The sequence below is a fragment of the Streptomyces sp. NPDC014894 genome, assembly GCF_043080985.1.
In the GTDB taxonomy this organism is placed as follows: Bacteria; Actinomycetota; Actinomycetes; order Streptomycetales; family Streptomycetaceae; genus Streptomyces.
Genome location: NZ_JBIBWD010000009.1, coordinates 219,532 through 240,827, shown reverse-complemented (window position 1 = coordinate 240,827; position 21,296 = coordinate 219,532). Strand labels below are relative to the sequence as shown.

Annotated in this window: 25 protein-coding genes; 14 read left to right on the top strand and 11 right to left on the bottom strand. The window is 73.7% G+C overall.

Annotation, left to right across the window (positions count from 1 at the left end; all coding sequences use genetic code 11):
• Positions 1-4 precede the first annotated feature (4 nt).
• The 8 genes from ACF089_RS22735 to ACF089_RS22700 are packed head-to-tail and all read right to left on the bottom strand — an operon-like array spanning position 5 to position 6,925.
• Positions 5-676 (bottom strand): LysM peptidoglycan-binding domain-containing protein, encoded by a 672-nt coding sequence (locus ACF089_RS22735; protein WP_392029315.1) that lies wholly within the window; start codon positions 674-676, stop codon positions 5-7.
• Entirely contained in the window at positions 673-858 is a 186-nt protein-coding gene (locus tag ACF089_RS22730; RefSeq protein WP_392029313.1) for a putative phage tail protein, read from the bottom strand. Before ACF089_RS22730 ends, ACF089_RS22735 begins: the two co-directional genes overlap by 4 nt.
• Positions 859-863: 5 nt before the next feature.
• A complete protein-coding gene (locus ACF089_RS22725; protein ID WP_392029311.1) occupies positions 864-1,382 on the bottom strand; it encodes a phage tail protein in 519 nt (172 codons plus the stop codon).
• Positions 1,379-2,872, bottom strand: a complete 1,494-nt coding sequence (locus tag ACF089_RS22720) for a phage tail sheath family protein (RefSeq protein ID WP_392029309.1) — start codon at positions 2,870-2,872, stop codon at positions 1,379-1,381. The genes ACF089_RS22725 and ACF089_RS22720 overlap by 4 nt, the downstream gene beginning before the upstream one ends.
• A 1-nt stretch (position 2,873) precedes the next feature.
• Positions 2,874-3,329, bottom strand: coding sequence for a phage tail protein (locus tag ACF089_RS22715; protein WP_392029307.1), 456 nt, complete (start codon positions 3,327-3,329; stop codon positions 2,874-2,876).
• A gap of 20 nt (positions 3,330-3,349) precedes the next feature.
• Complete coding sequence (locus ACF089_RS22710) at positions 3,350-5,614, bottom strand: phage tail sheath family protein (RefSeq protein WP_392029305.1); 2,265 nt, start codon at positions 5,612-5,614, stop codon at positions 3,350-3,352.
• A gap of 10 nt (positions 5,615-5,624) precedes the next feature.
• Complete coding sequence (locus tag ACF089_RS22705) at positions 5,625-6,350, bottom strand: carboxypeptidase-like regulatory domain-containing protein (RefSeq protein WP_392029303.1); 726 nt, start codon at positions 6,348-6,350, stop codon at positions 5,625-5,627.
• Positions 6,347-6,925, bottom strand: coding sequence for a DUF4255 domain-containing protein (locus ACF089_RS22700; protein ID WP_392029301.1), 579 nt, complete (start codon positions 6,923-6,925; stop codon positions 6,347-6,349). Before ACF089_RS22700 ends, ACF089_RS22705 begins: the two co-directional genes overlap by 4 nt.
• Positions 6,926-7,426: 501 nt before the next feature.
• Between ACF089_RS22700 and ACF089_RS22695 the strand changes: the two genes are divergently transcribed.
• Both ACF089_RS22695 and ACF089_RS22690 read left to right on the top strand, forming a co-directional pair.
• Positions 7,427-8,047, top strand: a complete 621-nt coding sequence (locus ACF089_RS22695) for a BTAD domain-containing putative transcriptional regulator (protein ID WP_392029299.1) — start codon at positions 7,427-7,429, stop codon at positions 8,045-8,047.
• Between the two features lie 640 nt (positions 8,048-8,687).
• Complete coding sequence (locus ACF089_RS22690) at positions 8,688-9,533, top strand: hypothetical protein (RefSeq protein WP_392029297.1); 846 nt, start codon at positions 8,688-8,690, stop codon at positions 9,531-9,533.
• Positions 9,534-9,599: 66 nt separating this feature from the next.
• On the opposite strand, the gene ACF089_RS22685 is transcribed toward ACF089_RS22690, so the two are convergent.
• On the bottom strand, positions 9,600-10,505 hold the full coding sequence (locus tag ACF089_RS22685) for an aminoglycoside phosphotransferase family protein (RefSeq protein ID WP_392029295.1): 906 nt from the start codon (positions 10,503-10,505) through the stop codon (positions 9,600-9,602).
• Positions 10,506-11,008: 503 nt separating this feature from the next.
• On the opposite strand from ACF089_RS22685, the gene ACF089_RS22680 reads away from it, so the two are divergent.
• Positions 11,009-11,608 (top strand): glyoxalase/bleomycin resistance/dioxygenase family protein, encoded by a 600-nt coding sequence (locus tag ACF089_RS22680; RefSeq protein ID WP_392029293.1) that lies wholly within the window; start codon positions 11,009-11,011, stop codon positions 11,606-11,608.
• A 69-nt stretch (positions 11,609-11,677) separates the two neighbouring features.
• On the opposite strand, the gene ACF089_RS22675 is transcribed toward ACF089_RS22680, so the two are convergent.
• A complete protein-coding gene (locus tag ACF089_RS22675; RefSeq protein WP_392029291.1) occupies positions 11,678-12,682 on the bottom strand; it encodes a MerR family transcriptional regulator in 1,005 nt (334 codons plus the stop codon).
• A gap of 466 nt (positions 12,683-13,148) precedes the next feature.
• On the opposite strand from ACF089_RS22675, the gene ACF089_RS22670 reads away from it, so the two are divergent.
• The 11 genes from ACF089_RS22670 to ACF089_RS22620 all read left to right on the top strand — a co-directional run bounded on the left by ACF089_RS22670 (position 13,149) and on the right by ACF089_RS22620 (position 19,504).
• Positions 13,149-13,988: an alpha/beta fold hydrolase gene (locus ACF089_RS22670; protein ID WP_392029289.1), complete on the top strand. Its 840-nt coding sequence runs from the start codon at positions 13,149-13,151 to the stop codon at positions 13,986-13,988.
• Between the two features lie 243 nt (positions 13,989-14,231).
• Positions 14,232-14,837 (top strand): hypothetical protein, encoded by a 606-nt coding sequence (locus ACF089_RS22665; RefSeq protein WP_392029287.1) that lies wholly within the window; start codon positions 14,232-14,234, stop codon positions 14,835-14,837.
• Between the two features lie 107 nt (positions 14,838-14,944).
• Positions 14,945-15,094 (top strand): hypothetical protein, encoded by a 150-nt coding sequence (locus ACF089_RS22660; protein ID WP_392029285.1) that lies wholly within the window; start codon positions 14,945-14,947, stop codon positions 15,092-15,094.
• Positions 15,095-15,680: 586 nt separating this feature from the next.
• Positions 15,681-15,887 (top strand): hypothetical protein, encoded by a 207-nt coding sequence (locus tag ACF089_RS22655; RefSeq protein WP_392029283.1) that lies wholly within the window; start codon positions 15,681-15,683, stop codon positions 15,885-15,887.
• A 183-nt stretch (positions 15,888-16,070) separates the two neighbouring features.
• On the top strand, positions 16,071-17,030 hold the full coding sequence (locus tag ACF089_RS22650) for a hypothetical protein (protein WP_392029281.1): 960 nt from the start codon (positions 16,071-16,073) through the stop codon (positions 17,028-17,030).
• A 79-nt stretch (positions 17,031-17,109) separates the two neighbouring features.
• Positions 17,110-17,241, top strand: a complete 132-nt coding sequence (locus ACF089_RS22645; protein WP_392029279.1) for a hypothetical protein — start codon at positions 17,110-17,112, stop codon at positions 17,239-17,241.
• A gap of 6 nt (positions 17,242-17,247) precedes the next feature.
• Positions 17,248-17,436 carry a hypothetical protein gene (locus tag ACF089_RS22640; protein ID WP_392029277.1) on the top strand — a complete coding sequence of 63 codons (189 nt, stop codon included), beginning with the start codon at positions 17,248-17,250 and terminating at the stop codon, positions 17,434-17,436.
• A gap of 64 nt (positions 17,437-17,500) precedes the next feature.
• Complete coding sequence (locus tag ACF089_RS22635; protein ID WP_392029275.1) at positions 17,501-17,728, top strand: hypothetical protein; 228 nt, start codon at positions 17,501-17,503, stop codon at positions 17,726-17,728.
• Positions 17,729-17,762: 34 nt separating this feature from the next.
• Positions 17,763-18,629 (top strand): S8 family serine peptidase, encoded by an 867-nt coding sequence (locus ACF089_RS22630; RefSeq protein ID WP_392029739.1) that lies wholly within the window; start codon positions 17,763-17,765, stop codon positions 18,627-18,629.
• 408 nt (positions 18,630-19,037) lie between these two features.
• A complete protein-coding gene (locus tag ACF089_RS22625) occupies positions 19,038-19,301 on the top strand; it encodes a hypothetical protein (protein ID WP_392029273.1) in 264 nt (87 codons plus the stop codon).
• Positions 19,298-19,504 carry a hypothetical protein gene (locus ACF089_RS22620; RefSeq protein WP_392029271.1) on the top strand — a complete coding sequence of 69 codons (207 nt, stop codon included), beginning with the start codon at positions 19,298-19,300 and terminating at the stop codon, positions 19,502-19,504. Before ACF089_RS22625 ends, ACF089_RS22620 begins: the two co-directional genes overlap by 4 nt.
• A gap of 222 nt (positions 19,505-19,726) precedes the next feature.
• Here the strand turns inward: ACF089_RS22620 and ACF089_RS22615 are convergent, their stop codons facing one another.
• The gene (locus ACF089_RS22615) at positions 19,727-21,172 is read right to left on the bottom strand and encodes a serine hydrolase domain-containing protein (RefSeq protein ID WP_392029269.1); all 1,446 of its coding nucleotides are present in this window, start codon (positions 21,170-21,172) and stop codon (positions 19,727-19,729) included.
• Positions 21,173-21,296: the final 124 nt, after the last annotated feature.

The following is a 21,296-nucleotide window of genomic DNA, read 5'->3' as shown; positions in this document are numbered from 1 at the left end:
CTCCTCAGGGCAGCCGGGGCACGGTCAGCACCCGGCCCGGCCGCAGATCGCGGGGATCGGTGATCCCGTTGGCGCGGGCCAGTTCGCGCCAGGCGTCGGGCCTTCGGTAGACGGCGGCGGAGATGCCGCTGAGCGTGTCGCCCCGGCGCACCACATAGCTCTTCTCGACGGTGGGCGAGGAGAACGGCCGGTCGGCGACCTGGAGCGCGGCCGGGCGGTACTCCTTGAGCGTCAGGTCCACCAGGGCGCGCAGCGGCACGCCGTCGGTGTGGAAGAGCTGGTAGTTGACGTCCATCTTCTCCACGACGCCGGTGAAGACCGCCTCGTCCCAGACGAAGCGGACGATGGGCGGGGCGTGTTCGCGGCTGTCGGGGCGCAGCAGGTCGCGCAGGGCGTTCACATACGCGGTCCGGACGTTCTCCAGGGTGTCGGAGGTGTCGAGGAGGGCCTGGACGGTGAGGGTCTCCGAGCCGCCGCGGACGTACTGGATCGGCGGTGTCTCCAGTCCGGGGACGGTGATCTCGGCGAAGGTGTTGCTCTTGCTCAGCTTGTAGTCGGTGGGGTTGAAGCGCAGGGGGATGCGCCGGCGGCGTTCGTCGGCGATCACCGGGCGGACGATCTCCAGCCGGGCCCGGGCGGCGCCCTGGCCGGCGAAGGAGACGGGCGTCACGCTCATGAGGGGTCCTCCCCGTCGCCGAACCTGCGTTCGCCCTCGGTGGCGCGGGCGCGGGCCCGGGCGTCCTCGTACAGCCGGGACCAGGCCTGGATGTGCTGGTTGAAGAGCCGGGTGAAGACGGCGGCGTCGTCGCCCTCGACCTGGAGGCGGACTTCGAGATGGTGGATGATCAGCTTCGGCACTCCGGTCACCTCCTTCGGTTCGGCGGCGACGGCGGAGTCGCCACGGGGTCGCGGAGGACCTGGGTCAGGCCCTCGTGCGCCAGTTCCAGGCTTTCGACGGCGACGGCGCTCTGTTCGGCGTGGAGATCCGGTCCGCTCCACTTCGCGGCGAGGCCGCCGTGGAAGGCCCAGGCCGCGCCGGGGATCCCGTCCGGGCCGAGGACGATCACCGCTCCGTCGCGGCGGGCGCCCAGGGAGTCGCCGAGTCCGGCCCGGTACCAGTCCCACAGCCCGGGGCCGCGGATCACTCCGCGTTTGAGGACGATCCGGTTCCAGGTGTGGCGCAGCGGCAGCTGGTGCACCGAGTCGTTGCGGCCTCCCTCGGGGTAGCCGGTCACCTCCAGCTGTGCGCCGAGGCCGGTGACCTCCTGGAACGCTCCGGAGGCGACCAGCGGCAGCAGCAGGGCCTGGGCCGTGGGCAGATAGGCGTCGCCGGGGTCGAGCGTGACCAGGAAGCGGTACTTGGGCAGCGGGTCCGGTGTCATGCTTCGATCACCTCCAGTCCGCGGTCCTGGCCGAGGACCAGTCGCAGCCGAATGAATTCCATGGGGACGGCGGGGGCGACCTCGATCTCGCAGACCACCTGTCCCGGGTCCTGCTCCGGCGGGTTGTTGGTGTCGTCGCACACCACCCGGAAGGCGTGCTCGGGCCGGGTTCCGGCGAGCGCGCCGGCCCGGTGGGAGGCCAGCAGTACGGAGGTGACCGCCCGGACCAGGGTGAGCCGCAGCTCGGGCGAGTTGAGGTCGAACACCAGGGGGCTCGCGACCCGGCGGACGGCGCGCACCAGCAGGTGCGTCAGCCGCCGGTGGGCGATCCAGCGGGTGCGGGGGTCGGCGGACAGGGTGCGGCCGCCCCAGATGGTGAGGCCGCGGCCCCTGGTGCAGCGGAGCAGGTCGACGCCCGCTTCGAAGAGCCGGGCCTCCTGGGGCGCGGGGTAGGCGGCGGCCAGGTCGACGGCCTCCAGGATCACGGCGTTGGCCGGGGTGTGGTGCGGTCCGCGCTCCTGGTCGAGCCGGGCGATGACGCCGAGGACGTGTCCGGACGCCGGTACGGTGCGGACGCGGTTCCCGTCGGGGACGCGCAGCGGCGGGTGGTACAGGGCCGCCGTGCTCAGCGGCTCCGTGCCGGCGGCCGCGGCGAGGGAGTCCACCCAGGCCACCGCGGAGTCGACGGCGGTGAGCGCGGGCGGGACGTCCAGCACGACGAGGCGGTCCAGCAGCGGGTGCGTGGTCCGCAGGAGTGCGCCGACCAGGTCGGTGTGGGCGGCTCCGGTCAGATCGCCGCCGAGGTCCGGCAGGGCGACGAGGGCCGGTTCGGGGAGTTCGGCCTGCGCGGCGACGGCGGCGGTGTAGGCGGGCGGGCCCGGCGGCGCGTCGCAGCCGCCGGAGAGGGTGAGGTCCCAGGACCGCGAGATCGGGCCGGGCGGTCCGGGCGGCGGGGCGGGCCCGTCGGGGATCAGCCGGATCAGCCGGGACGCGGTGAGCCGTTCGGCGATGTCGGCGGGCGGCAGACCGGGGAAGGTCTCCGGGGGTTCGCCGGGCACCAGGACGCGTACGGTCACCGTCGGCGGGCCGGCGACGGTGCTGGAGCGGTGGCGGACGGCGATCCGGCCGCCGTTGGCCCAGCTTCCCGGGCTGGTGGCGACGGCCAGGTACCGCTGGGCGGCGAAGCCGCGCACCGGGCCGGGCGTCCAGACCGTCCGCGCGGCGCCGGCGGGCCCGGTGACGCGCAGCACCCAGGCGGTGCGTCCGCCGTTCTCGAAGAAGCCGCGCAGCGCGTAGGGGGTGGCGGCGGAGCCGTCCGGCGGGCCGAAGACGCCGACGACGTCGTTCCAGCTCTCCACCCGGACCGGCGTGCCGGCCGGTCCTCGGCGGAACCGGCCGAGGAAGACGGCCACGTCCGTGCGGAGCGGCTCCTCGCCGGAGCCGCGCGGCGGGAGCGTCAGGGATACGCCGGGAAGCGCGTCGCCGGTCATGTCAGACGTCGATCTCCAGCTTCTCGACCGCGAGCACCAGGGTCTCCATGGCGATCTCGTTCTTGGCGGCGCTCAGCGTCGGGCCGGTGTACTTGGTGGGCCAGGCGCGGTCGAAGTTCCAGCGCATGGCCTCCTGGCGGTTCTCGTCGAGCATCACGATCGAGCCGGAGGTGCGCCGCACCTTGCCGTTGAGCGCCTCGACGACCCAGTTCCAGAAGCCGACATGGCCGGTGACGCCGCGTTTGAAGGTGAGGTTGGTGTACTTCTTCAGCCCCGGGATCTTGCGGACCGTGATGTCCTCGCTGCCGTTGCGGTACTCGATCGGCGTGATCTCCACCTCCAGGCCGCTGGCCTCGGTGAAGGATCCGCTGACCGCGACGCCGTCGTCGCTGACATTGGTCACGATGATCTGGAAGTTGTAGGAGGCGTACGGATCGTCTCTGGTCACGGGTGGCATGGCGGCTTCTCCTCGGTCGTTCAGGCGAGTTGGGTCTCGCGGGTCTTCTGCTGGATCCGGAAGATCACGAACTCGGCCGGGAAGACCGGCGCGACCCCGATGACGCAGATGAGCCGGCCGTTCGCGAGGTCGTCCTCGGTCATCGTGGTGCGGTCGCAGGCGACGAAGAACGCCTCGTCGGCGGTGGTTCCGGCGAGGGCGCCGCTTCGCCAGACCGTGGTGAGGAAGTTGGCGACCGTCTGGCGGACCAGCGCCCACAGCGCCTCGTCGTTGGGTTCGAACACCACCCACTGGGTGCCCTCGTCGATCGACTCCTCCAGGTAGAGGAAGAGCCGCCGGACGTTCACGTACTTCCAGGAGCTGTCCGAGGACAGGGTGCGCGCGCCCCAGACGCGGTGGCCGAGGCCGGGGAAGAAGCGGAGCGCGTTGATGCCTCTGGGGTTCAGTACGTCCTGGTGGCGCCGGGTGATGTCCTGGGCGATGCCGTCGGTGGCGCGGATGCCCCGGATGACGGTGTTCGCCGGGGCCTTGTGCACACCGCGCTCCACGTCCACCCGGGCGTAGACGCCGGCCAGATGGCCCGAGGGCGGGACTTCCACGTCGCGGCCGGTGAGCGGGTCGCGGGTGACCAGCCAGGGGTAGTAGAGGGCCGCGTACTTGGTGTCGAAGCGCTCCCGGAAGGTCTGGACGCCCTCGATGTCGAGGCCGTCGCGCGGGTCGAGGACGGCGAATCGGTCCTTGAGCTGTTCGCAGTGGGTGACCAGGGCCGATTCGACGGTGCCCGACCACATGCCGGGCACGGCGCAGACGGCGACCTCGTCGATGTCCTCCAGGGCGACGATTCCGGTGCGCTGTCCGCTGCCGCCGTCGACGCCGGTGAAGTCGCCGACGCTCAGCCCGTCGTGGGCGTCGTCGCCGCCCGCCAGGGTCAGCCAGGAGCCGGTCTCCGGTACGGGGAAGGCCGCCGGGTCGGTGGAGAGTCCGGGCAGGACGGCGGCCCGCACCAGCCGGGAGCGGTCCGCCAGGGCGGTCGTCAGCAGCGCCGGGGAGTCGCCGGAGAGCCGGAGATTGTCGAACGTCTCGGTGACCGTGCCGCCGGACGGGTCGGTGAAGCGGGTGCTGACCTGCGCCTCGATCAGCTGGATCCGGTCGGTGTCGAAGTATGTGCCCGGGAGCGGTTCGTCGAGGGTGACCAGGTCGTCGGCGATCGAGACGACGTTGCGCACGGTCAGCTTCGTGCCGTCGTCGAGCTGGACGACCGCGCCCCGGTAGAGCCGGCTCGCGCCGCCGATCCGCAGGGTCCGGGCGGGCGCGGTGTTGCCCCGCCGCACCCGGCGCACGGTCAGCCCGGCCCGCCACGGCGGATGGACGGCGCCGTCGGGGAGCGTCAGGGTGACGGTCCCGCCGTCCGGCCGGCCCGCCTGGACCTTGAACCGGTCGGGGCCGATCTGCGCCCAGAGGTCGGCGGGGAGTTCGTCGGGGTCGAGTCCGCTCGCGGCGGCGACGGTCACCGTCGCGCTGTCGGCGGCCGCGTCGGCGGTGAGGCGGGTGATGAACTGCGGCCCCTCCCGCGGATCCGGCAGCACCGGCAGCGAGGCCCCGGACACCGGCAGGACCCGGACCTGGACCGCCCCGCCCCAGGAGCCGGGGCTGATCGCGGAGAAGCCCAGCGTCGGTTCCGTACCGAGCGTCCCCGCCCGCGCGTAGTCGCCCCGGGCCGTTCTGACGCCGGCGGGCAGGCGCGCGTCGAGTTCGACGCGGCGGGCGGCCACGTCGTACGCGACGACCGTGGCGGCGTGAAGGCTCTGCCGGTCGTCGCCCCGGAAGATCTCGATCCGCTGGCCGACCCCGGTGAAGCCGAGAAGATGCCCCAGCTCCAGACCGGTCGCGCCCGGCGCCGCGTCGGCGGCGATCCGGCTGACCAGTCCGTGGCCGAGCGTCCCCGACGCGGGCGTGGCCCGGCCGCTGACGACCCGTTTGACGTACAGACGCTGTCCGCCGTTGTCGAAGAACCCCTTCACGGCCAGCGGGAAGAGCCACCAGCGGCCGCCCTCGGCGGGGTCGTCGGCCCAGGCGGCGCGTACGGAGGCGTCCGGCTCGGGCAGGAATCCGCCGAAGGTGTTCTGGAACTCCAGGAAGTTCGTGACCAGCCGGGGTTTGCCGGCGGCGGGGCCCCGGGCGGTGACCCCGACCATGCCGGCCGTGCTGGTGCCGACCCCCGCGATCGGCCGCGGACCGGCGTCGATCTCCTCGATATGGACCCCGGGACTCAAGTACTCCGGCATGGACGTCTCCTCAGCTCTCGCGGATCTCGATGACGTGCCGGCGGCCGGCGTCCTGGGGCAGCCGCAGCTCCAGCGCCCCGGTGCGGCCCGGCCGTTCGACGGCGTGCAGGCGGAACGTCTCCACGGCCGGATCGGCGTCGGACTTCTCGCCCTCCCACCGCAGCGCCAGCCGGAAGGCGCCCGCGGCGTCGGTCAGGGTGCGCTCGTGCCACCGGGCCCGGTCCCGGCTCGTCCGGCCCCGGGCCTCGACGAGCGCGTTGGCGACCGGCGCGCCGGTCCCGGCGGCGCGGACGACGCCCCGGACGGTGCGCACTCCCGGCGGATAGGGGAAGGTGACGTCCGGCAGCAGCCGGATCAGCCGCGGCGATGCCGTCGCCGCCGGGGGAAAGCCGTCGTCGTAGGGGTGTACCAGGAATTCGACGGCGTCCAGTGCGGCGCTGAACGGCTCGCCGTCGGCGGGGTACAGCGGCCGGTGACCGGGCGCGGCGAAGCGGGCCCGGTGCCGCTGCGGCCCGGCCGCCCACGGCTCGCGCCGGCGGCCGAGCCCCGGGAAGGCGAGCGCCGCGCTGGGCGTGCGCACCGCCGCGTCGTCCAGCGGCAGCCAGCCGTCCTCGGTGAAGCGGTCCAGACGGACGCTCACCCCCGTGGCCCGCACCTTCGCCGCGTACTCGTCGAAGGGCACGAACCAGACGGGGCTGTGGCGCGCCGAGCGGCCGAGGGGCAGGAAGCGGCTCATGGCGTCGGCGCCCCGTCGACGTACCGGCCGTGCACCGGACGGATCGGCGTGTCGACGGCCGAGTCCAGGTCGACGACGCGGACCTCGTAGTTCAGCGAGAGCCGGTACGGCTTCTGGATCGCGTACCAGACCCAGGACTTCTGGTCCAGGGTGAGCGGGGTGAGACTCACATGCAGCGAGTCGGTGCCGGCCGCCAGGCTGCCGAAGAGCTGTCCGCCGTCCAGGATCGCGTCGTCGTAGAAGGTCTGGAGGGCGCGGCCGAGCATCCGGTGCTGGGTGGGCTGGTCGCCGCCCCAGGGGGTGATCAGATAGCGCAGCAGCAGCGCCATCGGCGGCTTGCGGGTGGTCGGCGCGGCGGGCGGCAGGGAGCGCACCGGCGGCCGGTTGCGCGAGGCGGGGTCCTCGGCGATGTCGTAGAGGAACACGGTGAGTTTCGGCGGCGGGGTCTGCACCGTCGCGGAGAGGTCGTTCAGTTCCGCGATCGGCGGCTCCACCCGGCTCAGCTCCCGCAGGGACCTGGTCAGGGTCTCCACGACGACCGTCGAGACATCGCCGATGACGCCGAAGTCACCCATCCACGCTCTCCCCCCGCCGGGCTCCCGAAGAAGTCCCCGCAAGGATGCGGAGCGCCGCGTGGCCCGCCCGCGACCCGTCCGTCGCACCCGCGTCACCGGGCCGTTCCCGCCGCGCGCGGGGGCGTGTTCACACGGTCCGCGCGGTCCGGGAAGTCCGCGACGTCCGCCGGTCCGCGAGGGGCTCGGCGGGGGCCGTCCGGGGCGCTCCACCGGGGTGCGTGACGGCCGGGCGACGCTTCCGCGACGTTCCGCGGACGCCGGTCCTCCGGGCGGCGGGACGCCCTCGTCACAGAATCATGATTTGTTCGTAATATGGCTCCAGCATTCGGGGAGCATTACGAAGGATCACTGGAACCGAATCATCCGGGGGCGTCGGTGAAGGATTCGTCTCGTGTCACCACGTTGAGACTGCTCAAGGGATTTACGCTGTCGGTCGATCAGACACGCGTTCCCCTTTGTTCCAGCGCTCAACGACTTATCGCATTTCTCGCCCTTCAGGGCATGCCGCGCAGCCGTGTCTATGTCGCCGGATCGCTGTGGCCCGATGTGCCCATGTCCCGCGCCCACGCGAACCTCAGATCGTCCCTCTGGCGCGCGACCCGAACCGACCATCACATCATCGACACCTCGACTCAGGAGCTGGCCTTCTCCGAACACATCAGCGTCGATGTGCACGAGTCGGTGGCGCGCGCCCACCGGCTGCTCGATCTCGCCCGCCCGTGCGACGACATCCTCACCACCCGGACCCGGGCGGACCTCTCGGCCGATCTGCTGCCGGAGTGGTCGGACAACGAATGGGTCCAGGTCGAGCAGGAGCAGTACCGTCAACTCAGGCTGTACGCGCTGGAGGCCATGACCGAACGCCTCAGCGCCGCCCGCCGCCACGGCGAGGCGGTGGCCGCCGGACTCGCCGCCGTCCGCGCGGAGCCCCTGCGCGAGAGCGCCCACCACGTCCTGATGAGGGCCCATCTCGCGGCGGGCAACAGGGGGGCGGCGCTGCGGCAGTACGAACAGTGCCGCCGGGTCCTCCTCGACGAGCTGGAGCTGGAGCCCTCCCAGTCCCTGAAGAACCTCCTGCCCGCACCGCCCACCCCGGTCGGCACGATCTCCCGGGCCGGCTGACCGACGCGCGGCGGCTCCGCCGGCGGAGCCGCCGCCCCTTTCCGGAACGCGCGGCGCACGCCGCGTCGATCGCGCTGTCGCGGCCCGCCGCGAGTTCCCCTCCGCCCGCGCGGAACAGCCCGCTCCGGCGGCCGTGTTCCGGGAATGCCCCTATGCGGGAAAGGGCGTCCGAGGAAGGGCCGAACACCTTTTCCCCCGCGCGCGGCGGACCGGGTCCGGAATTGCGCGCCGGTACGAGCGTGTTCCCTCTCGGCTTCCCGGCGGCTTCCCGGCGGCTTCCCCGTGGCTTCCCCGTGACTTCCCGTGACTTCCTCGCGGCGGGCGGTTCCGGGAATTCCGGCGGGAGCCGGACCGCAGGCCCGCCCCGGCGTTCCGCCCGGCCGCCCGGGGGTTCTCGCATCGGGCAGGGGGACGCGTACCGGCGGGGAGTTCGGCGCGCGCCGGCCGCGCGACCGCCACGGGCTCAGCGCCCCGCCGACGCTCCCCCGGCCGGGCGCACCTGCGCGCCGGCGCGAGACATACGGCCGGGCGGTCCGGTGAGCGCGCGGACGGGCCCGTGACCGGGCGGCCCGGTGAGCGCGACGCGGACCGGACCGGCGACCGCTCGGACCGGGCCGGGGCGGAGCAGTACGCTCCCGGCATGACCACGACTCCGCGGACCCGTCTCTCCGTCCGGCTCGGGCTGAGCGAGCCGGACGACGGCGCTCCGTACGAGGGCGTCCCCCCGCATCTGCTCCACCCGCTGCGGCGGTGGGTGCGGAACAACTTCGTCCCGGGGAGCGCCGAATCCGGCGCTCAGGAGATCTGTCTGCGGCTGCGGCTGGCCGTTCCGACGGGCGCCTTCCCCGAGGACGCGCTGGCGGGGACCTCGGGAGCGGAGCTGCTCGACGTCGTGGACGCCGTCCTCGGCCATGAGAGCGAGCGCGGGTGGTCCTATCGGGACGACGACGGCGAGCTGGCCGCCCTGCTCGACGCGGCCGGCTCCGCCTATCGCGTCACGGAGAACGGCGACGGCCTGGAGGAGCGGATCGCGCCGGCCGTGCGCGCCGCGGTCGGCCGGACCGTCGCCGACGCGGAGGACCGCTCCTCGGCGGGCTCGGCGGCCGGTCATCTGTCGACGGCCTGGCGTTCGGCGTACGGGCCGCGCCCCGATCCGGTGCGGGCCTACAGCGAGGCGATCAAGGCCGTGGAGTGCGCCGCGCACTCCGTCGTGCAGCCGAATCACCGGCGCGCGACGCTCGGCACGATGCTCGGCGAGATCGCGGCCCAGCGGCACAGATTCGGCACGGCGATACCCGCTCCGGCCGCCAGGGAGGCGATCGCGCCGGTGGAGGCGATGATGCACGCGCTCTGGGACGGTCAGACCTCCCGCCACGGCAAGCGGACCGCCACCGTGCCCGAGACCCTGGAGGCGGCCAGGGCCGGAGTCCATCTCGCCGCCGCGCTCGTGCAGTGGTTCGTCTCCGGGGCCGTCACCCGGTCCTGACCGGCCCGGCGGCCGCCGGGCCCCGGCCGATCCGGCCCGGGGCTCCGGGCCCGGTGGTCGCCCGGCTCACGCGGGGGCGGAGTCCGCGAGCACCTGGGCCAGGGCGTGCGAGGTCTGGCGGATCATCCCCGGGTTGGTGTCCCAGTAGTACGCCTGCGCGGCCACCGTCTGGAAGAGCACCCAGCCGCGGCCCCTCAGCCGTGCGGCCTCGTCGGCGCGCAGCTCGGTGAGGAACCGCTCCCGGCTCTTCCCCTCGAAGACGTTCCACGCGGGCTGGAGATCGCACGCCGGATCGCCCACGTTGAAGCAGCCGAAGTCGATGACGGCCGACAGCCGTCCGTCGACGACCAGCAGATTGCCCGCCAGCAGATCGCCGTGCAGCCAGGTCTCCCGGCCCGCCCAGGCGGGGGCGGCCAGCGACTCCTCCCAGGAGCGCAGCGCGGCGGCCCCGTCGACACGGTCGCCGAGCAGCGCGATCGACCGGCGAACGGTCTCGTCCAGCTCCTGGAGGGGCGCTCCCCGGCCCCCGGGCGGACGCGGATGCGCCCCCTCGGTCTCCACCCCGCGCAGCGCGACGACGAACGCGGCCAGATCGGCGGCCGCCTCCTCCGGATCGCCGAGCGCGCCGCCCGCGGACGTCACGCCGGGCAGCCACTCGTACACCGACCAGGGGTACGGATAGCCCTCCGCCGGGCGTCCCGCCGCCAGCTGCACGGGTACGGCGAGCGGCAGCCTCGGCGCGAACCTCGGCAGCCACTTCGCCTCCTTCTCCGCCTGGCCGGTGGCCCAGTCGACGCACGGGAGCCGTACGGACAGCCGGTCACCGAGCCGGTAGATGTCGTGATCGGTCCCGTAGGAGTCGACCGGCTCCACCGCGAGACCGGCCCACTCGGGGAACTGTCCGGCGAGCAGCCGGCGCACCAGATCCGCGTCCGTCTCCACCTGGTTCTCGTGCATCTTGCGTGATCCCATCCCGGCATGGTGGCAGCACGGGCACTCGCGCGCCCGGGATTATCGCCCTCCCGGGAGGACGGGCCGGGTACGGGAGGGCCCGGGGCCGGTGCGCGAGCGCGGGGCCCGGGGCTCCGTACGCGGGCGTCGTCCGCGTCCTCGTCCGCCGGGGAGCGTTTCGCGCGCCGGGGAACGGCCGTACGGAACGCGGACGTCCGCCCGGCGGCCGGAGTCCGTCCCGGGCGCGGGAACGGGCCGTTCCGCGCGGTGCGGGTACGGGCCGTGCTTCGCGGCGCGGGTACGGGCCGTCCGGCGTCGGCGCGGGTACGCGACAGGTCCGCGCGGGGCCCGTCCGGCGGCGGCGCGGGCGGCGGGGTGTCCCCGTGGCCGGTGCTCCGCGACGGGGCGCTCGGCGTTCGGCGCTCGGCGCTCGGCGCGAACCCGCCGGGCCGGGGGCCGGACCGCCCATGCATCCCGCCGGGATGGGTAGGCCCCCGTCACAGCCACTCGATCCGGAGACCTCCATGCGCACCGATCTCATCGTCATCTACACCGACCGGCTCGACGCCTGCCGCACCTTCTACACCGGCATCGGCCTGGACTTCGCCGCCGAGCGGCACGGCGACGGCCCCGAGCACTACGCGGCCGAGCTGGACGGCTGTGTGTTCGAGCTGTACCCCAGCGGCGAGCGCCGCCCGGCCACGGGCCCGCTGCGGCTGGGCCTCACCGCCCCCGCGCACGACAGCGTCGAGGACCTGACTCCCGGCCGGCACACGCTGACCGACCCGGACGGCCGTACGGTCGTCCTCACCGTCCCGGGCGAGCCGGAGACCACCGAGCGGGGAGCGCGGGCGGCCGTCGCGCGGCTCTTCGGCGAGACCGCGCGCGCCGACATCACCGCGCTCGCGGGCGGGGATCTGTCCATCACCCTCGCCTCGGGCGGACGCACGGCGGTGATCGAGGGCCGCCCGGAGAGCGGCTGGTCATGGACGCTGACCCCGGAGAGGCCCGGCTCCACCGCCCCCGGGCGGACCGCCGACACCCTGGACTCGGCCTTCGCGGACGTGCACGCGGCGATGACCGGCCGACCGGGCCGGACCGGGGGCGACGAGCCGCGCGGCTAGGCCGCCAGGAACAGGGCTCCGGCACCGGCCGTGGCCTCGCTCACAAACCACTCCACACAGGAGCGGGACTCATCGGTCGCGGCGGCTCCCTCGTCCTGGGCAGGGCGCTGACCCCGGAGAAACGGCCTGGGCCCCGGGCCTCTCCCGCAGGGCCCGGACGAGCCAGCCGTACGCGGGGACCAGCCCCGGCACCACCTGCCAGCCGTTGACGATCCACACCAGCCGCCAGTAGCGGTCCACCCGGGGATCGTGGGCCGCTTCGAACCGCCGGGCCATCCAGTCGCGGAACTCGGCGTCGGGGGCGCGGGTGAACGCCTGGGCGAATCGGCGGACGAGGTCGTCGACGAGGCGCCCGGCCTCCTCCCCGAGCGGGTCCAGGTCCGATTCCACGGCCCGGGCGAGCTGTCGGCGGGTGAACTCCGTCAGCTCGGGGCCCGCCCCCGTCTCGATGTCGAGCGGCCGCCCGGCGGCCTGGTGGACGGCCGTCCGGCGCAGCCGGGCGCGGAAGTCCTCGTCGCCGATCAGCTCCATCAGCTCCACCCAGGCGGTGACCTGGTCAGGGGAGGGATCGTCGGGCAGGTCGGGGGTGGCGGCGCGCACCATGGCGACCGCCGCCGCCTCGGCTGCGACGGTGGTGGAGGCGCTGAAGGTGTCCGTCACGAACGCGTCGATCAGACGTCGGCGTTCCTCGCCGGACAGCTGTGTGAGTCGGTGCATGAGCCTGGTCTCCTCGGGGCTGGATCCGCGTCCGGCCGCGACTCGCAGAACGCTGCGACGCAGCTGGAGCGTACGGATCTGGACGTCCAGGGCGTCGGCGTGCGCCGCGGCGACTTCCGCCACCGGCAGTTCACGCCCCAGCACCCGTCGCACCGTGGCGAGATCGATGCCCAGCTCACGCAGGGTGCCGACGAGTTCCAGACGCCCCAGCGCGTCGAGGTCGTAGAGCCGGTGACCGGCGGGGCTTCGGCAGGTCGGCGCGACGACGCCCGTATCGGCGTAGAAGCGGATCGTCCGCACGGACAGACCTGTCCGTGCGGAGAGTTCACCGATCGAGTGGAGCGTCGTGCCGTCCATGCCCGTCATCCTGCTGCCTCCACTCGGTGGAGGCGCAAGCCCCGTCGCCGCCGGCGGGCCGCGTCGGTCGAGGACCGCGACGGCCTCGGGCTCCACCGGGCACTCGGGCGCGTCCGGCGCCGCGACGCCCGGGAGCGTGCCCGGGGCGGCCCGGGCGACTCCCCCCGAGGGACGGTGGCGTTGTGCCGGGAGTCCGGTCGACGACGTGGGCGGTCGGCTTCACCACGTCGCCGACGGAGCCGCCGGCCGACTGACCGGTTGACCGGCCGACAGGCCGACAGGCCGACCTGGCTCCGAGGACGCACGCTCCGCTCCCCCGCCGTGATAGCCGTCCGTGCGCGGCGGTCGGGTTACGGTGCCGGGGAACCGGGCCGCGCCCAGCACCCCGGCACCGGGTGTCCGGTACGGCCCGCCCGTTCGTCCGCCCGTCCGTCCGTCCATCGACACGAGCGTGGGAGGGGCACCTATGCCCGAGCTGGAGCTGTCCGCGGGAACGATCGACTACGAGGACACCGGCGGCGACGGCCCGGTGGTGGTCCTTCTGCACGGCGTCGCCATGGACGGCTCGCTCTGGCGGCATGTCGTCCCCGGGCTTCGGGACGCGTACCGCTGTGTCGTCCCCACTCTCCCGCTCGGCGGCCACCGGCGGCCGATGCGACCGGACGCCGATCTGTCGATCCTCGGCGTCGCCCGGCTCGTGGCCGAACTCCTCGAACGTCTCGACCTGCGCGATGTGACGCTGGTGCTGAGCGACTGGGGCGGCGCGCAGAGCCTGGTCGCCGACGGCCGGGCGGATCGCGTCGGCCGGCTCGTCCTCACCTCCTGCGAGGCCTTCGACAACTACCCGCCCGGACTGCCCGGTCGCAATCTGGTCGCCTCCGCCCGTCTGCCCGGCGGCCTGGCCCTGGCCTTCGGGCTGCTCCGGCTGAGACCTCTGCGCCGGCTGCCGGTGACCTGGGGCCGGATGACCAAGCGGCCGGTGCCGGCCGAGGTCATGGACGGCTGGTTCCGGCCGCTGAACGGCTCCGCCGCGATCCGCCGCGATCTGCGCGCGTACGTCCTCAGCACCCCGCCGAAGGCGGAACTGCTCGCCTGGTCCGAGGCGCTGCGCGCCTTCGACCGCCCCGCGCTGGTCGTATGGGCGGCCGAGGACCGGGTGATGCCCCCGTCCCACGGCCGCCGTCTGGCCGAGCTGCTGCCCCGGGCCGAGCTGGTCGAGATCGCGGACAGCTACACCCTCATCCCCGAGGACCAGCCCGCCGTCCTCACCGCCCGTCTCCGCGCCTTCCTCGACGCCCGGCCATGAGCGCACGGCGGGCCGACCGCCCGGCCGGCCGACCTGCTTCCCGCCCGGCTGACCGGCTGACCGGCCCGGCTACTCACCCGTAAGTGAGTAGCCGCCCCCAGGCGCCGCACGGCCGCGCCCTTCTACGCTCCTCCCCATGAGTCCCGGTCAGCCCGCCCCGCGCTCCACCCCTTCCACCCCTTCCACCCCGGCGCCGCGCGCCCTCCGACCGTCCGTGACGCCGGCCGCCGGGAGGGCCGCCGCGTGCTGAGGAAGCGTCTCGCCCGTCCGCTGCCGGTGCTGACCGCTGTCGTGGTGCTCGCCATCGCCGTGCTCGTGTTGGGCCAGCGGCTGTGGAACGGGGAGCCGTATCCGGCGGCCGACCCCGACCGCACCGCCGCACGGCTCAAGCAGGAGGCCCAGCGCGCCCACGACGAGATGGCCCTGCCCGCGTCGGCCGAGGCGATCACCAACGGCGTGGAGACGACCGCCTGCTCCTACCGGGGCCTCCGGTCCGTCACGCGCGTCGACGGGAGCCTCGGCGGCGTACGCGGCTTCCGGCTGGCGTGGCGGGTCACGGACGTGCCCCGGGACACCGCCCTCGCCGGCCAGAAGCGCGTGCGGGAACGGCTGGTGCGGGAGGGCTGGCGGCTCCGCGACGAGAACGTCTCCGGCACGGGCTTCCGATTCGAGCGCTCCGCCGCCGGACATCGGATCGACGTGGCCTGGTACGAGCCCACGGGAACGCTCGCCGTGACCGCCCACGCCCCGTGCGGAAAGCTCCCGGACGGCTTTGACGACCACGCGTGGCCGGAGTCCGCGTGGAGCCCCGTGGGAGAGGCCCGCGGCGCCCCTGCTTCGGCATCGTGACGATGAACGCCGGTCGCTCCGTGCCGTCGTAGTACGTCACGGTCCCGCCCCGGCGGACCGCGTCCAGCACGCTGTCGCCCCGCGCGCCCTGTCCCGGGTTGTAGGTCGTGTCCAGATTCAGACCGTCCCCGGTGGTCTCCAGGGTGGTCGCGTCCTGCGCGGCCGTCGTGCTGTCCTGCCGGCGCAGGGCGCCGTACGACGCGAATTCCCCCGGCTCGGCGCCGGCGTTCTTCACCGTCAGCGTCAGCACGGCGTAGACGCCCTTCGGCTCGTTCGTGGTGTCGACGGCCGCGGGCGTCACATACTTCACGCTCTCCAGGGTGACCTTCATGGTCGTGGTGATCGTCTCGTCCGCGCCGTTCACGGCCGTGTACGCGCCGGTCCGGCCGACGGCGAGCACGGGAGCGGCGGCGGCCGGGGGCGAGGGCGAGTGGTCCGGGGCCTTCTCGGACACCGGAGGCGCCGCCGTCTCCGCCGTCGGCCTCGGCGGGGCTTCGCCGGTCCCGCCGAACGAGCAGCCGGCCGTCGCGACGGCGGTCAGTATCAGTGCGGCGGCGGTCCTGGCCGGCCGATGTGCCGACGGCGTCATCGGGAGATCCCCCGAGTCGGCCGGCCCACGGCCGCCTTGGACGGATCAGATGAGGGCGTCCGCGTCCGCGCACGGCCGCGCGGTCCGCCGTGGCCGACGGAATCCCCGCCGGTCCGGCCTCTTTGGGCCGCTGCTCGCCGACCGGGCGGCGGACGGGCGGACGGGCTCGCTCCGGAACATGCGGCGGGGCTCGGTCGGGAGGAGGATGGAAGAGGTGGGGTACACCGGATACGAGAAGGATGGTTGAGGAGTCAATGAGCGAGCGGGGCAGGCGAGATGGCGAGCCCCGGCACCGGGTGGGCCTTCCCGGTTTCGCGCGGAAGGACGCCGGGATCGGACTGGGCGACGCGGTCGCCCGGATGACCACGACGGTGGGCGTCCGCCCCTGCGGCGGCTGCGGCCGCAGGGCCGAGGCGCTCAACCGCTGGCTGGTGATCGGCGGCCGCCGGACCTCCCGCTGAGCCTCCGTAGCCGTACTCCCCGTATCCGGGGGTACGGACGGCCCCCGGGCGTACGTACCTACGTACCAGGTGCGCGGGAGGACGTCGCGCGCTCCGGCGGGGCGGGAAGCACGATCGCGACACGAACCGGGACGGCCGGGGCAGGACCCGATCCGGCGCGAACCCGTGTGCGAGGAGTGACCGATGCAGTCCGAACCGATGGACACCCCGACAGACCTGCCGGCCGACGACGAGGTGCGACCGCCGCCCCCGGAAGCCCTTCCGGACGCGCCGGGTGAACCGTCCCCCGTGACCCAGGCGTGCTGCGGCTGCGGGGCGGACGGCGACCCCGCCCATGCGGGCGGCCAGGACGGACCGGCGGCGCGGAGCGCGGGACCGGGCCATGTCTATGTGCTGGGACGGGTCCGCGCCGTGTTCCCCGACATCTCCGTGCAGCGGGAGTTCAGCCAGGTCGCGGGCGAGGCGAAGCAGCCGGACGCGACCGACGAGGACGCGCTCCACCGGGTGCTGTCCGACCCGGAGAACCGCTACATCGCCCGGCAGATGTGCTACGTCCTCTCCGTCCAGGGCGTCGACGCCTATCTGCTGGAGCCCGCCGACCCGACCGAGCTTCCGGAGCTGCTGGAGGCGCTGCGCCCGGTCGCCGACCGGCGCGGCCTCGCCGTGGTCGTCGGCCGTCTCGGCCCGGTCGCTCCGCCGGACGCGTGCCAGGGGCTCTCCGTCCCCGTGGTGCGGGCGGAGAAGATCTGGGCCTTTGACAGCAAGGAGCTGATCCGGGCGCTCGAACGGCCCGACGGCACCTCGCGCAAGGACTTCGAGAAGGCCGCGACGGCCCTGCTCGACCGCTTGCTCCAGCTCAGCGACAACGCGGGCACCGGCCCGGCCGACCGGGCCCTGAACTACCTCACCGTACGGAACCAGGAGATCTATCAGAAGACCAACGAGGCGTACGCCGACGGCTACACCCTGTCCGCGGTGGAGGCCGTGCCGTCCCGGGTCAGCGGAGCGCGGACGGTCATCACGGTCATCTTCTCCTACACCCACCGCCGTACCAATGTCACGGAGAAATGGTCCGTCCGCGTCGGCGTCGACGGACTCTTCCCCTATCCCGTGACCCCGTTGCAGACGTACTACGACCGGTAAGCCACGAGGGAGGCGAACGGAAATGCGTATCCCCGGATTCGCCGTCGGCCCGACGGCGACTGGAGCGAAGGCGGGTGACTTGCTCCTTCCCCAGCAGTTCACCTGCGAGGAGGAACTCGGCCCGGTCTGCCGCCACCAGTGCAAGGGCGCGTACAACTACCGCACCTGTGTACGGAACTGTCTGCACAGGCTCTGCTCGGAGAAGTGGTGACCCCGGATGACTCTGCCCGGATTCGCCCCCGCGCGGCCGCCGCGCGAATCCGCGGGCGACCTGCTGGTCCCCCAGCTGAAGTCGTTCTGCCAGATGGAGTGCCGGCACATCTGCTGGACCTGCGATCCCTACAACCCCGACGACGAGTGGTGCGGTCCCGGCTGCGAGGACAAGTGCGAGGCGGAGCTGTGCTGACCGCCGGTCCCGGCGAGGGCCCGTTCGACCGACCGGGCCGCCGTCCTCGGGAGAGGACACGACGATGAGTCTGCCCGGATTCGCCAGGAACCCACCGGGACCGCCCGGGCCCCCCGGGCCGCCGCGCACGGCCCGTCCGGCCGGCGACCGGCTCCTGCCCCAGGAGATCACCTGCGAGAGCGTCGAGGGCCCGGACTGCCGGTTCCGCTGCGAGGGTCTGGACGCCTTCGACGAGTGCTACGCGCGCTGCCTGGAGGACAGATGCCGGGACCCGGCCTGGTGGGGCCCGTGACCGCCCCGGCCCGCCCGGCGGAGAGAGGGTGACCATGGAACCGCTGGACCTGGCCGGCCTCACGCCCCTGCGGGCGCGCACGGCCGGCCGGTCCTCGGTCGTCGTGGGACTGATCGACGGCCGCGTCGCCCCGGACCACCCCGCTCTCGCGGGCCGTACGGTACGGGAGTCGCGCCCCGCCGGGACGAAGGCGTGCCGCCGGGACGATGTGTGCTGTGCGCACGGCACCTTCGTCGCGGGGATCCTCGCCGGGGATCCGGGCGTCTGCCCCGGCTGCACCCTGCTGGTCCGGCCGCTCTTCACGGACCGCCCGCCGGACGGCGGGCCCGCGACCTGTCTGACCGGGGTGCGCACCGGGGAACTCGCCGAGGCGATCACCGAGACCGTCGACGCGGGAGCCCGGCTCCTGAATCTCAGCATGGCGCAGCCCGCGCCCTCGGGCGTACGGGACCACGCGCTGGAAACGGCCCTGGACCACGCGGCGAACCGGGGTGTGATCACCGTGGTCGCGGCCGGCAATCAGGGCCGGATGGGCTCCTCGGTGCTCACCGGCCATCCCTGGGTCATCCCGGTGACCGGGTACGACCGTGCCGGGCGGCCGATGCCCCAGTCCAATCTGAGCGCCTCGATCGGACGGAACGGCCTCGGCGCGCCCGGCGACCGGATCACCGGCCCGGGCCTCGACGGATCCCCGCGGACCGTGAGCGGCACCAGCGCGGCCGCGCCCTTCGTCACGGGCGCGGCCGCGCTGCTGTGCTCGCTGTTCCCCGCCGCCTCGCCCGCCGCCGTCCGGTACGCGCTGACGCACGCCCCGGGCCGCCGGGCCTCGGTGGTCCCGCCGCTGCTCGACGCCTGGGCCGCGTACACCGCGCTCCGGGACGGGAGGGTGCTCACCGGATGAGGGCCGCCCGCCCCGGGCGTTCGGCGCCCGTCAGCGCCTTCGCCGTTACGGCCGAGGGGAGCCGGGCAGCACCCGCCGGCAGACCTCGGCGAACGCGGCCGGCGGCAGTCCCGTTCCGGCACACGGCCGGCAGGACGGCCGCCGCCGGGCCGCGGCGACCGGGGCGCGTGCGCTCCGGTGTCACGACCCCGGGCACCGGGGGCAGCAGCGATCCGCGAGCGTGGAAATAGCGCCGAAATACCGGGGGTATCCCCCTTTCGAGCGATGGCCGGTGCGATGACCAGCCGCCATGATGGCAATACGCCACCTGAATTGGGCCGTCTGGCAAGGAAATTGAGACATGTACCGCCCCGGCGGTCCTCTTCATGTTGACGACCTTCACCTTCGGATATTCGAGAGGAAGAAGTCGTGGCATTCAACAATTTTGGTTCCATCACCACTCTGGCCGCCGGAGCCCAGACCACCTGGTGGTTCATCTTCGGCAACGGTGAGGACCGCGGCGCGCAGACGGCCTGGCCGGACGTCAAACCGTCCGGAAACGGCCCGGCGCACATCGCGTTCAACCACAGCAAGCGGAGAACGGGCGCCGGATACACCGAGTACGGCGTGACCATTCGCAATGTGGGCGGAGAAGCGGGTACCCACAATCTCCAGGGCGGTGGCTTCGCATGAAACTCACCGTCATCACCGAGGACGACGGCAAGGTCGTGGCCGTGCAGCAGGGCCACTCCTCCGAGGCCCGGCGGTCCGCCGAATACGCGGTCCTCGCGGCCGGCGAGGGACAGACGCTGCACGAGGTGGACGTCCCCGACGTGACCGAGTCCCTCAGCCCCGAGGAGCTGCTGCGGACCGTGGCCGCCCATCTGGCGGCGTAACCGCCGTGCCCCGGGGGCCGGTCGGCTGAGGACCGGTGGAACGGGGGCCGGCAGCCGGACCCGCGCGCGGCGACCGGCCCGCCGGGCGGGTCGCTCACCGGGCCCGCCGCCGGAGCCGGCGACCGCTCCCGGCCCCCTTCACGGACGGGCCCCCGCCCGGACTCCCCTCCGGGCGGGGGCCGTCGGCGCGCCCGGGACGCCCGCCGCAGCCGGCCGGGCCCGCTACGCGACCTTGGGGCCGCAGCGCATGCCGATGTACACGCACGCCGTCCCGTCCGCCAGCGTGGAGAACACCACCGGCATGTAGTCCTCGCTGTAGGCCGCGCCCACCCCCGTACCGGCGAAGACCGTCTCCGTCACCGGCACCAGGCCGATCTCCAGCGGCTCGGAGAAGTCCTTCATGCCGTCGACGAACTCGTACACCGCGTGTCCCGCGCCCTCGCGCTCGGTCACGGTGATCACCACACCCTCGCGGCGGTACGTACCGACGTACGGCGCGAGGTCCACCGCGGGCGGCCGGGCGGGCGGGGCGAAGGGCGCAGGCATCGTCACCCCGGCCAGTTCGGCGAGGAGTTCCCGGTAGAGCGCCGCGTACAGCTCACGCGCGCCGCCGCCGTTGGTGAGCAGCGCGATCGCCACGCCCGCCGAGGGGACCACGCGCAGATAGCCGTACTGCCCGATCGACGCGCCGTCGTGCCCGTACCCCTGGACGCCGCCCCAGTCGTAGAGGGTCCAGCCCAGCCCCCAGCCGTCCGCGCTGACCGTCCACCGGTCCGGGGAGTCGACCACGCGCCGCCGCATCAGCGCCGCGCTCTCCTCGGACAGCACCCGGGTCCCGTCCGGCGCCGCACCGCCGTCGAGATGCGCCCGCGCGAGCCGTACGACGTCTCCGGCCGTCGCGATGACCCGGCCGTACGGGCCCGCCGAGCGCGGCATCAGGTCCCAGCTCGGCGCCGGCTCCGGATCCCGGCCCGCCTCGCCCAGATGCCCCATCGCCGCCCGGAACCGCAGGGCCTCCTCGGGCAGCGTCATCGTGTGCGTGAGCCCGAGCGGGGTGAGCAGCAGATCCCTCAGCGCCTCGTCCCAGACCTTGCCGGTCACCACCTCGACGATCCGCCCGAGGACGTTGTATCCGACGCTGCTGTACGAGAGCGCGGTGCCGGGCGGGCAGTCGAGCGCCACTCCCCGGGCGGCCTCGACATACCGGGCGAGACAGTCGTCGCCGCGTCCGCCGTCATAGGTGAAGTCGCAGGTGAGACCGCTGGTATGGCTGAGCAGCCGGCGTATGGTGATCTCCCTGGTCGCCGCCGGATCGGCGACCGAGAACTCCGGCAGCACATCCGTCACCGGTGCGTCCAGGTCCAGTTCGCCCGATTCGGCGAGCCGCATGATCAGGGTGGCCGTGTAGATCTTCGCGATCGAGCCCAGTTGGAAGACCGAGTCGGTCGTGGCCTCGACGCCGGTCCCCCGGTGCAGTACGCCACTGGCCAGTTCGTGGACGGTCCCGTCGACGAGGATCGCGAGCGACGCGGCCGGTACGCGGTGCTCGGCGCGCAGTTCGTCGAGCCGGGCCTGCCAGCGGGCGAGGTCCGGCGTCCGGTCCGCCGGGGCCTCGGCCCCCCGCCGGCCCCGCTCGTACTGCTCGTCCCGGTTCATGTTCTGCGGCATGTCGACTCCCACCCGATGCGTACGGCGTTCTCTTGATGCGAACACTGTACGCACGAAGGAACGCTGTACGCAATGTGCGTACAGCGTGCGCTACTCTGAGGGGGACAGCGGGACCAGCGGGAGA

Excerpts from the sequence above, each read along its gene's own strand:
- ACF089_RS22705 (WP_392029303.1), bottom strand. The coding sequence starts at position 6,350 with ATGAGCCGCTTCCTGCCCCTCGGCCGCTCGGCGCGCCACAGCCCCGTC.
- ACF089_RS22720 (WP_392029309.1), bottom strand. The coding sequence starts at position 2,872 with ATGACCGGCGACGCGCTTCCCGGCGTATCCCTGACGCTCCCGCCGCGC.
- ACF089_RS22670 (WP_392029289.1), top strand. The coding sequence starts at position 13,149 with ATGCCCGAGCTGGAGCTGTCCGCGGGAACGATCGACTACGAGGACACC.
- ACF089_RS22655 (WP_392029283.1), top strand. The coding sequence starts at position 15,681 with ATGAGCGAGCGGGGCAGGCGAGATGGCGAGCCCCGGCACCGGGTGGGC.
- ACF089_RS22640 (WP_392029277.1), top strand. The coding sequence starts at position 17,248 with ATGACTCTGCCCGGATTCGCCCCCGCGCGGCCGCCGCGCGAATCCGCG.
- ACF089_RS22675 (WP_392029291.1), bottom strand. The coding sequence starts at position 12,682 with ATGGACGGCACGACGCTCCACTCGATCGGTGAACTCTCCGCACGGACA.
- ACF089_RS22690 (WP_392029297.1), top strand. The coding sequence starts at position 8,688 with ATGACCACGACTCCGCGGACCCGTCTCTCCGTCCGGCTCGGGCTGAGC.
- ACF089_RS22700 (WP_392029301.1), bottom strand. The coding sequence starts at position 6,925 with ATGGGTGACTTCGGCGTCATCGGCGATGTCTCGACGGTCGTCGTGGAG.
- ACF089_RS22685 (WP_392029295.1), bottom strand. The coding sequence starts at position 10,505 with ATGGGATCACGCAAGATGCACGAGAACCAGGTGGAGACGGACGCGGAT.
- ACF089_RS22635 (WP_392029275.1), top strand. The coding sequence starts at position 17,501 with ATGAGTCTGCCCGGATTCGCCAGGAACCCACCGGGACCGCCCGGGCCC.
- ACF089_RS22650 (WP_392029281.1), top strand. The coding sequence starts at position 16,071 with ATGCAGTCCGAACCGATGGACACCCCGACAGACCTGCCGGCCGACGAC.
- ACF089_RS22620 (WP_392029271.1), top strand. The coding sequence starts at position 19,298 with ATGAAACTCACCGTCATCACCGAGGACGACGGCAAGGTCGTGGCCGTG.
- ACF089_RS22695 (WP_392029299.1), top strand. The coding sequence starts at position 7,427 with ATGCCGCGCAGCCGTGTCTATGTCGCCGGATCGCTGTGGCCCGATGTG.
- ACF089_RS22710 (WP_392029305.1), bottom strand. The coding sequence starts at position 5,614 with ATGCCGGAGTACTTGAGTCCCGGGGTCCATATCGAGGAGATCGACGCC.
- ACF089_RS22615 (WP_392029269.1), bottom strand. The coding sequence starts at position 21,172 with ATGCCGCAGAACATGAACCGGGACGAGCAGTACGAGCGGGGCCGGCGG.
- ACF089_RS22735 (WP_392029315.1), bottom strand. The coding sequence starts at position 676 with ATGAGCGTGACGCCCGTCTCCTTCGCCGGCCAGGGCGCCGCCCGGGCC.
- ACF089_RS22725 (WP_392029311.1), bottom strand. The coding sequence starts at position 1,382 with ATGACACCGGACCCGCTGCCCAAGTACCGCTTCCTGGTCACGCTCGAC.
- ACF089_RS22715 (WP_392029307.1), bottom strand. The coding sequence starts at position 3,329 with ATGCCACCCGTGACCAGAGACGATCCGTACGCCTCCTACAACTTCCAG.
- ACF089_RS22630 (WP_392029739.1), top strand. The coding sequence starts at position 17,763 with ATGGAACCGCTGGACCTGGCCGGCCTCACGCCCCTGCGGGCGCGCACG.
- ACF089_RS22680 (WP_392029293.1), top strand. The coding sequence starts at position 11,009 with ATGCGCACCGATCTCATCGTCATCTACACCGACCGGCTCGACGCCTGC.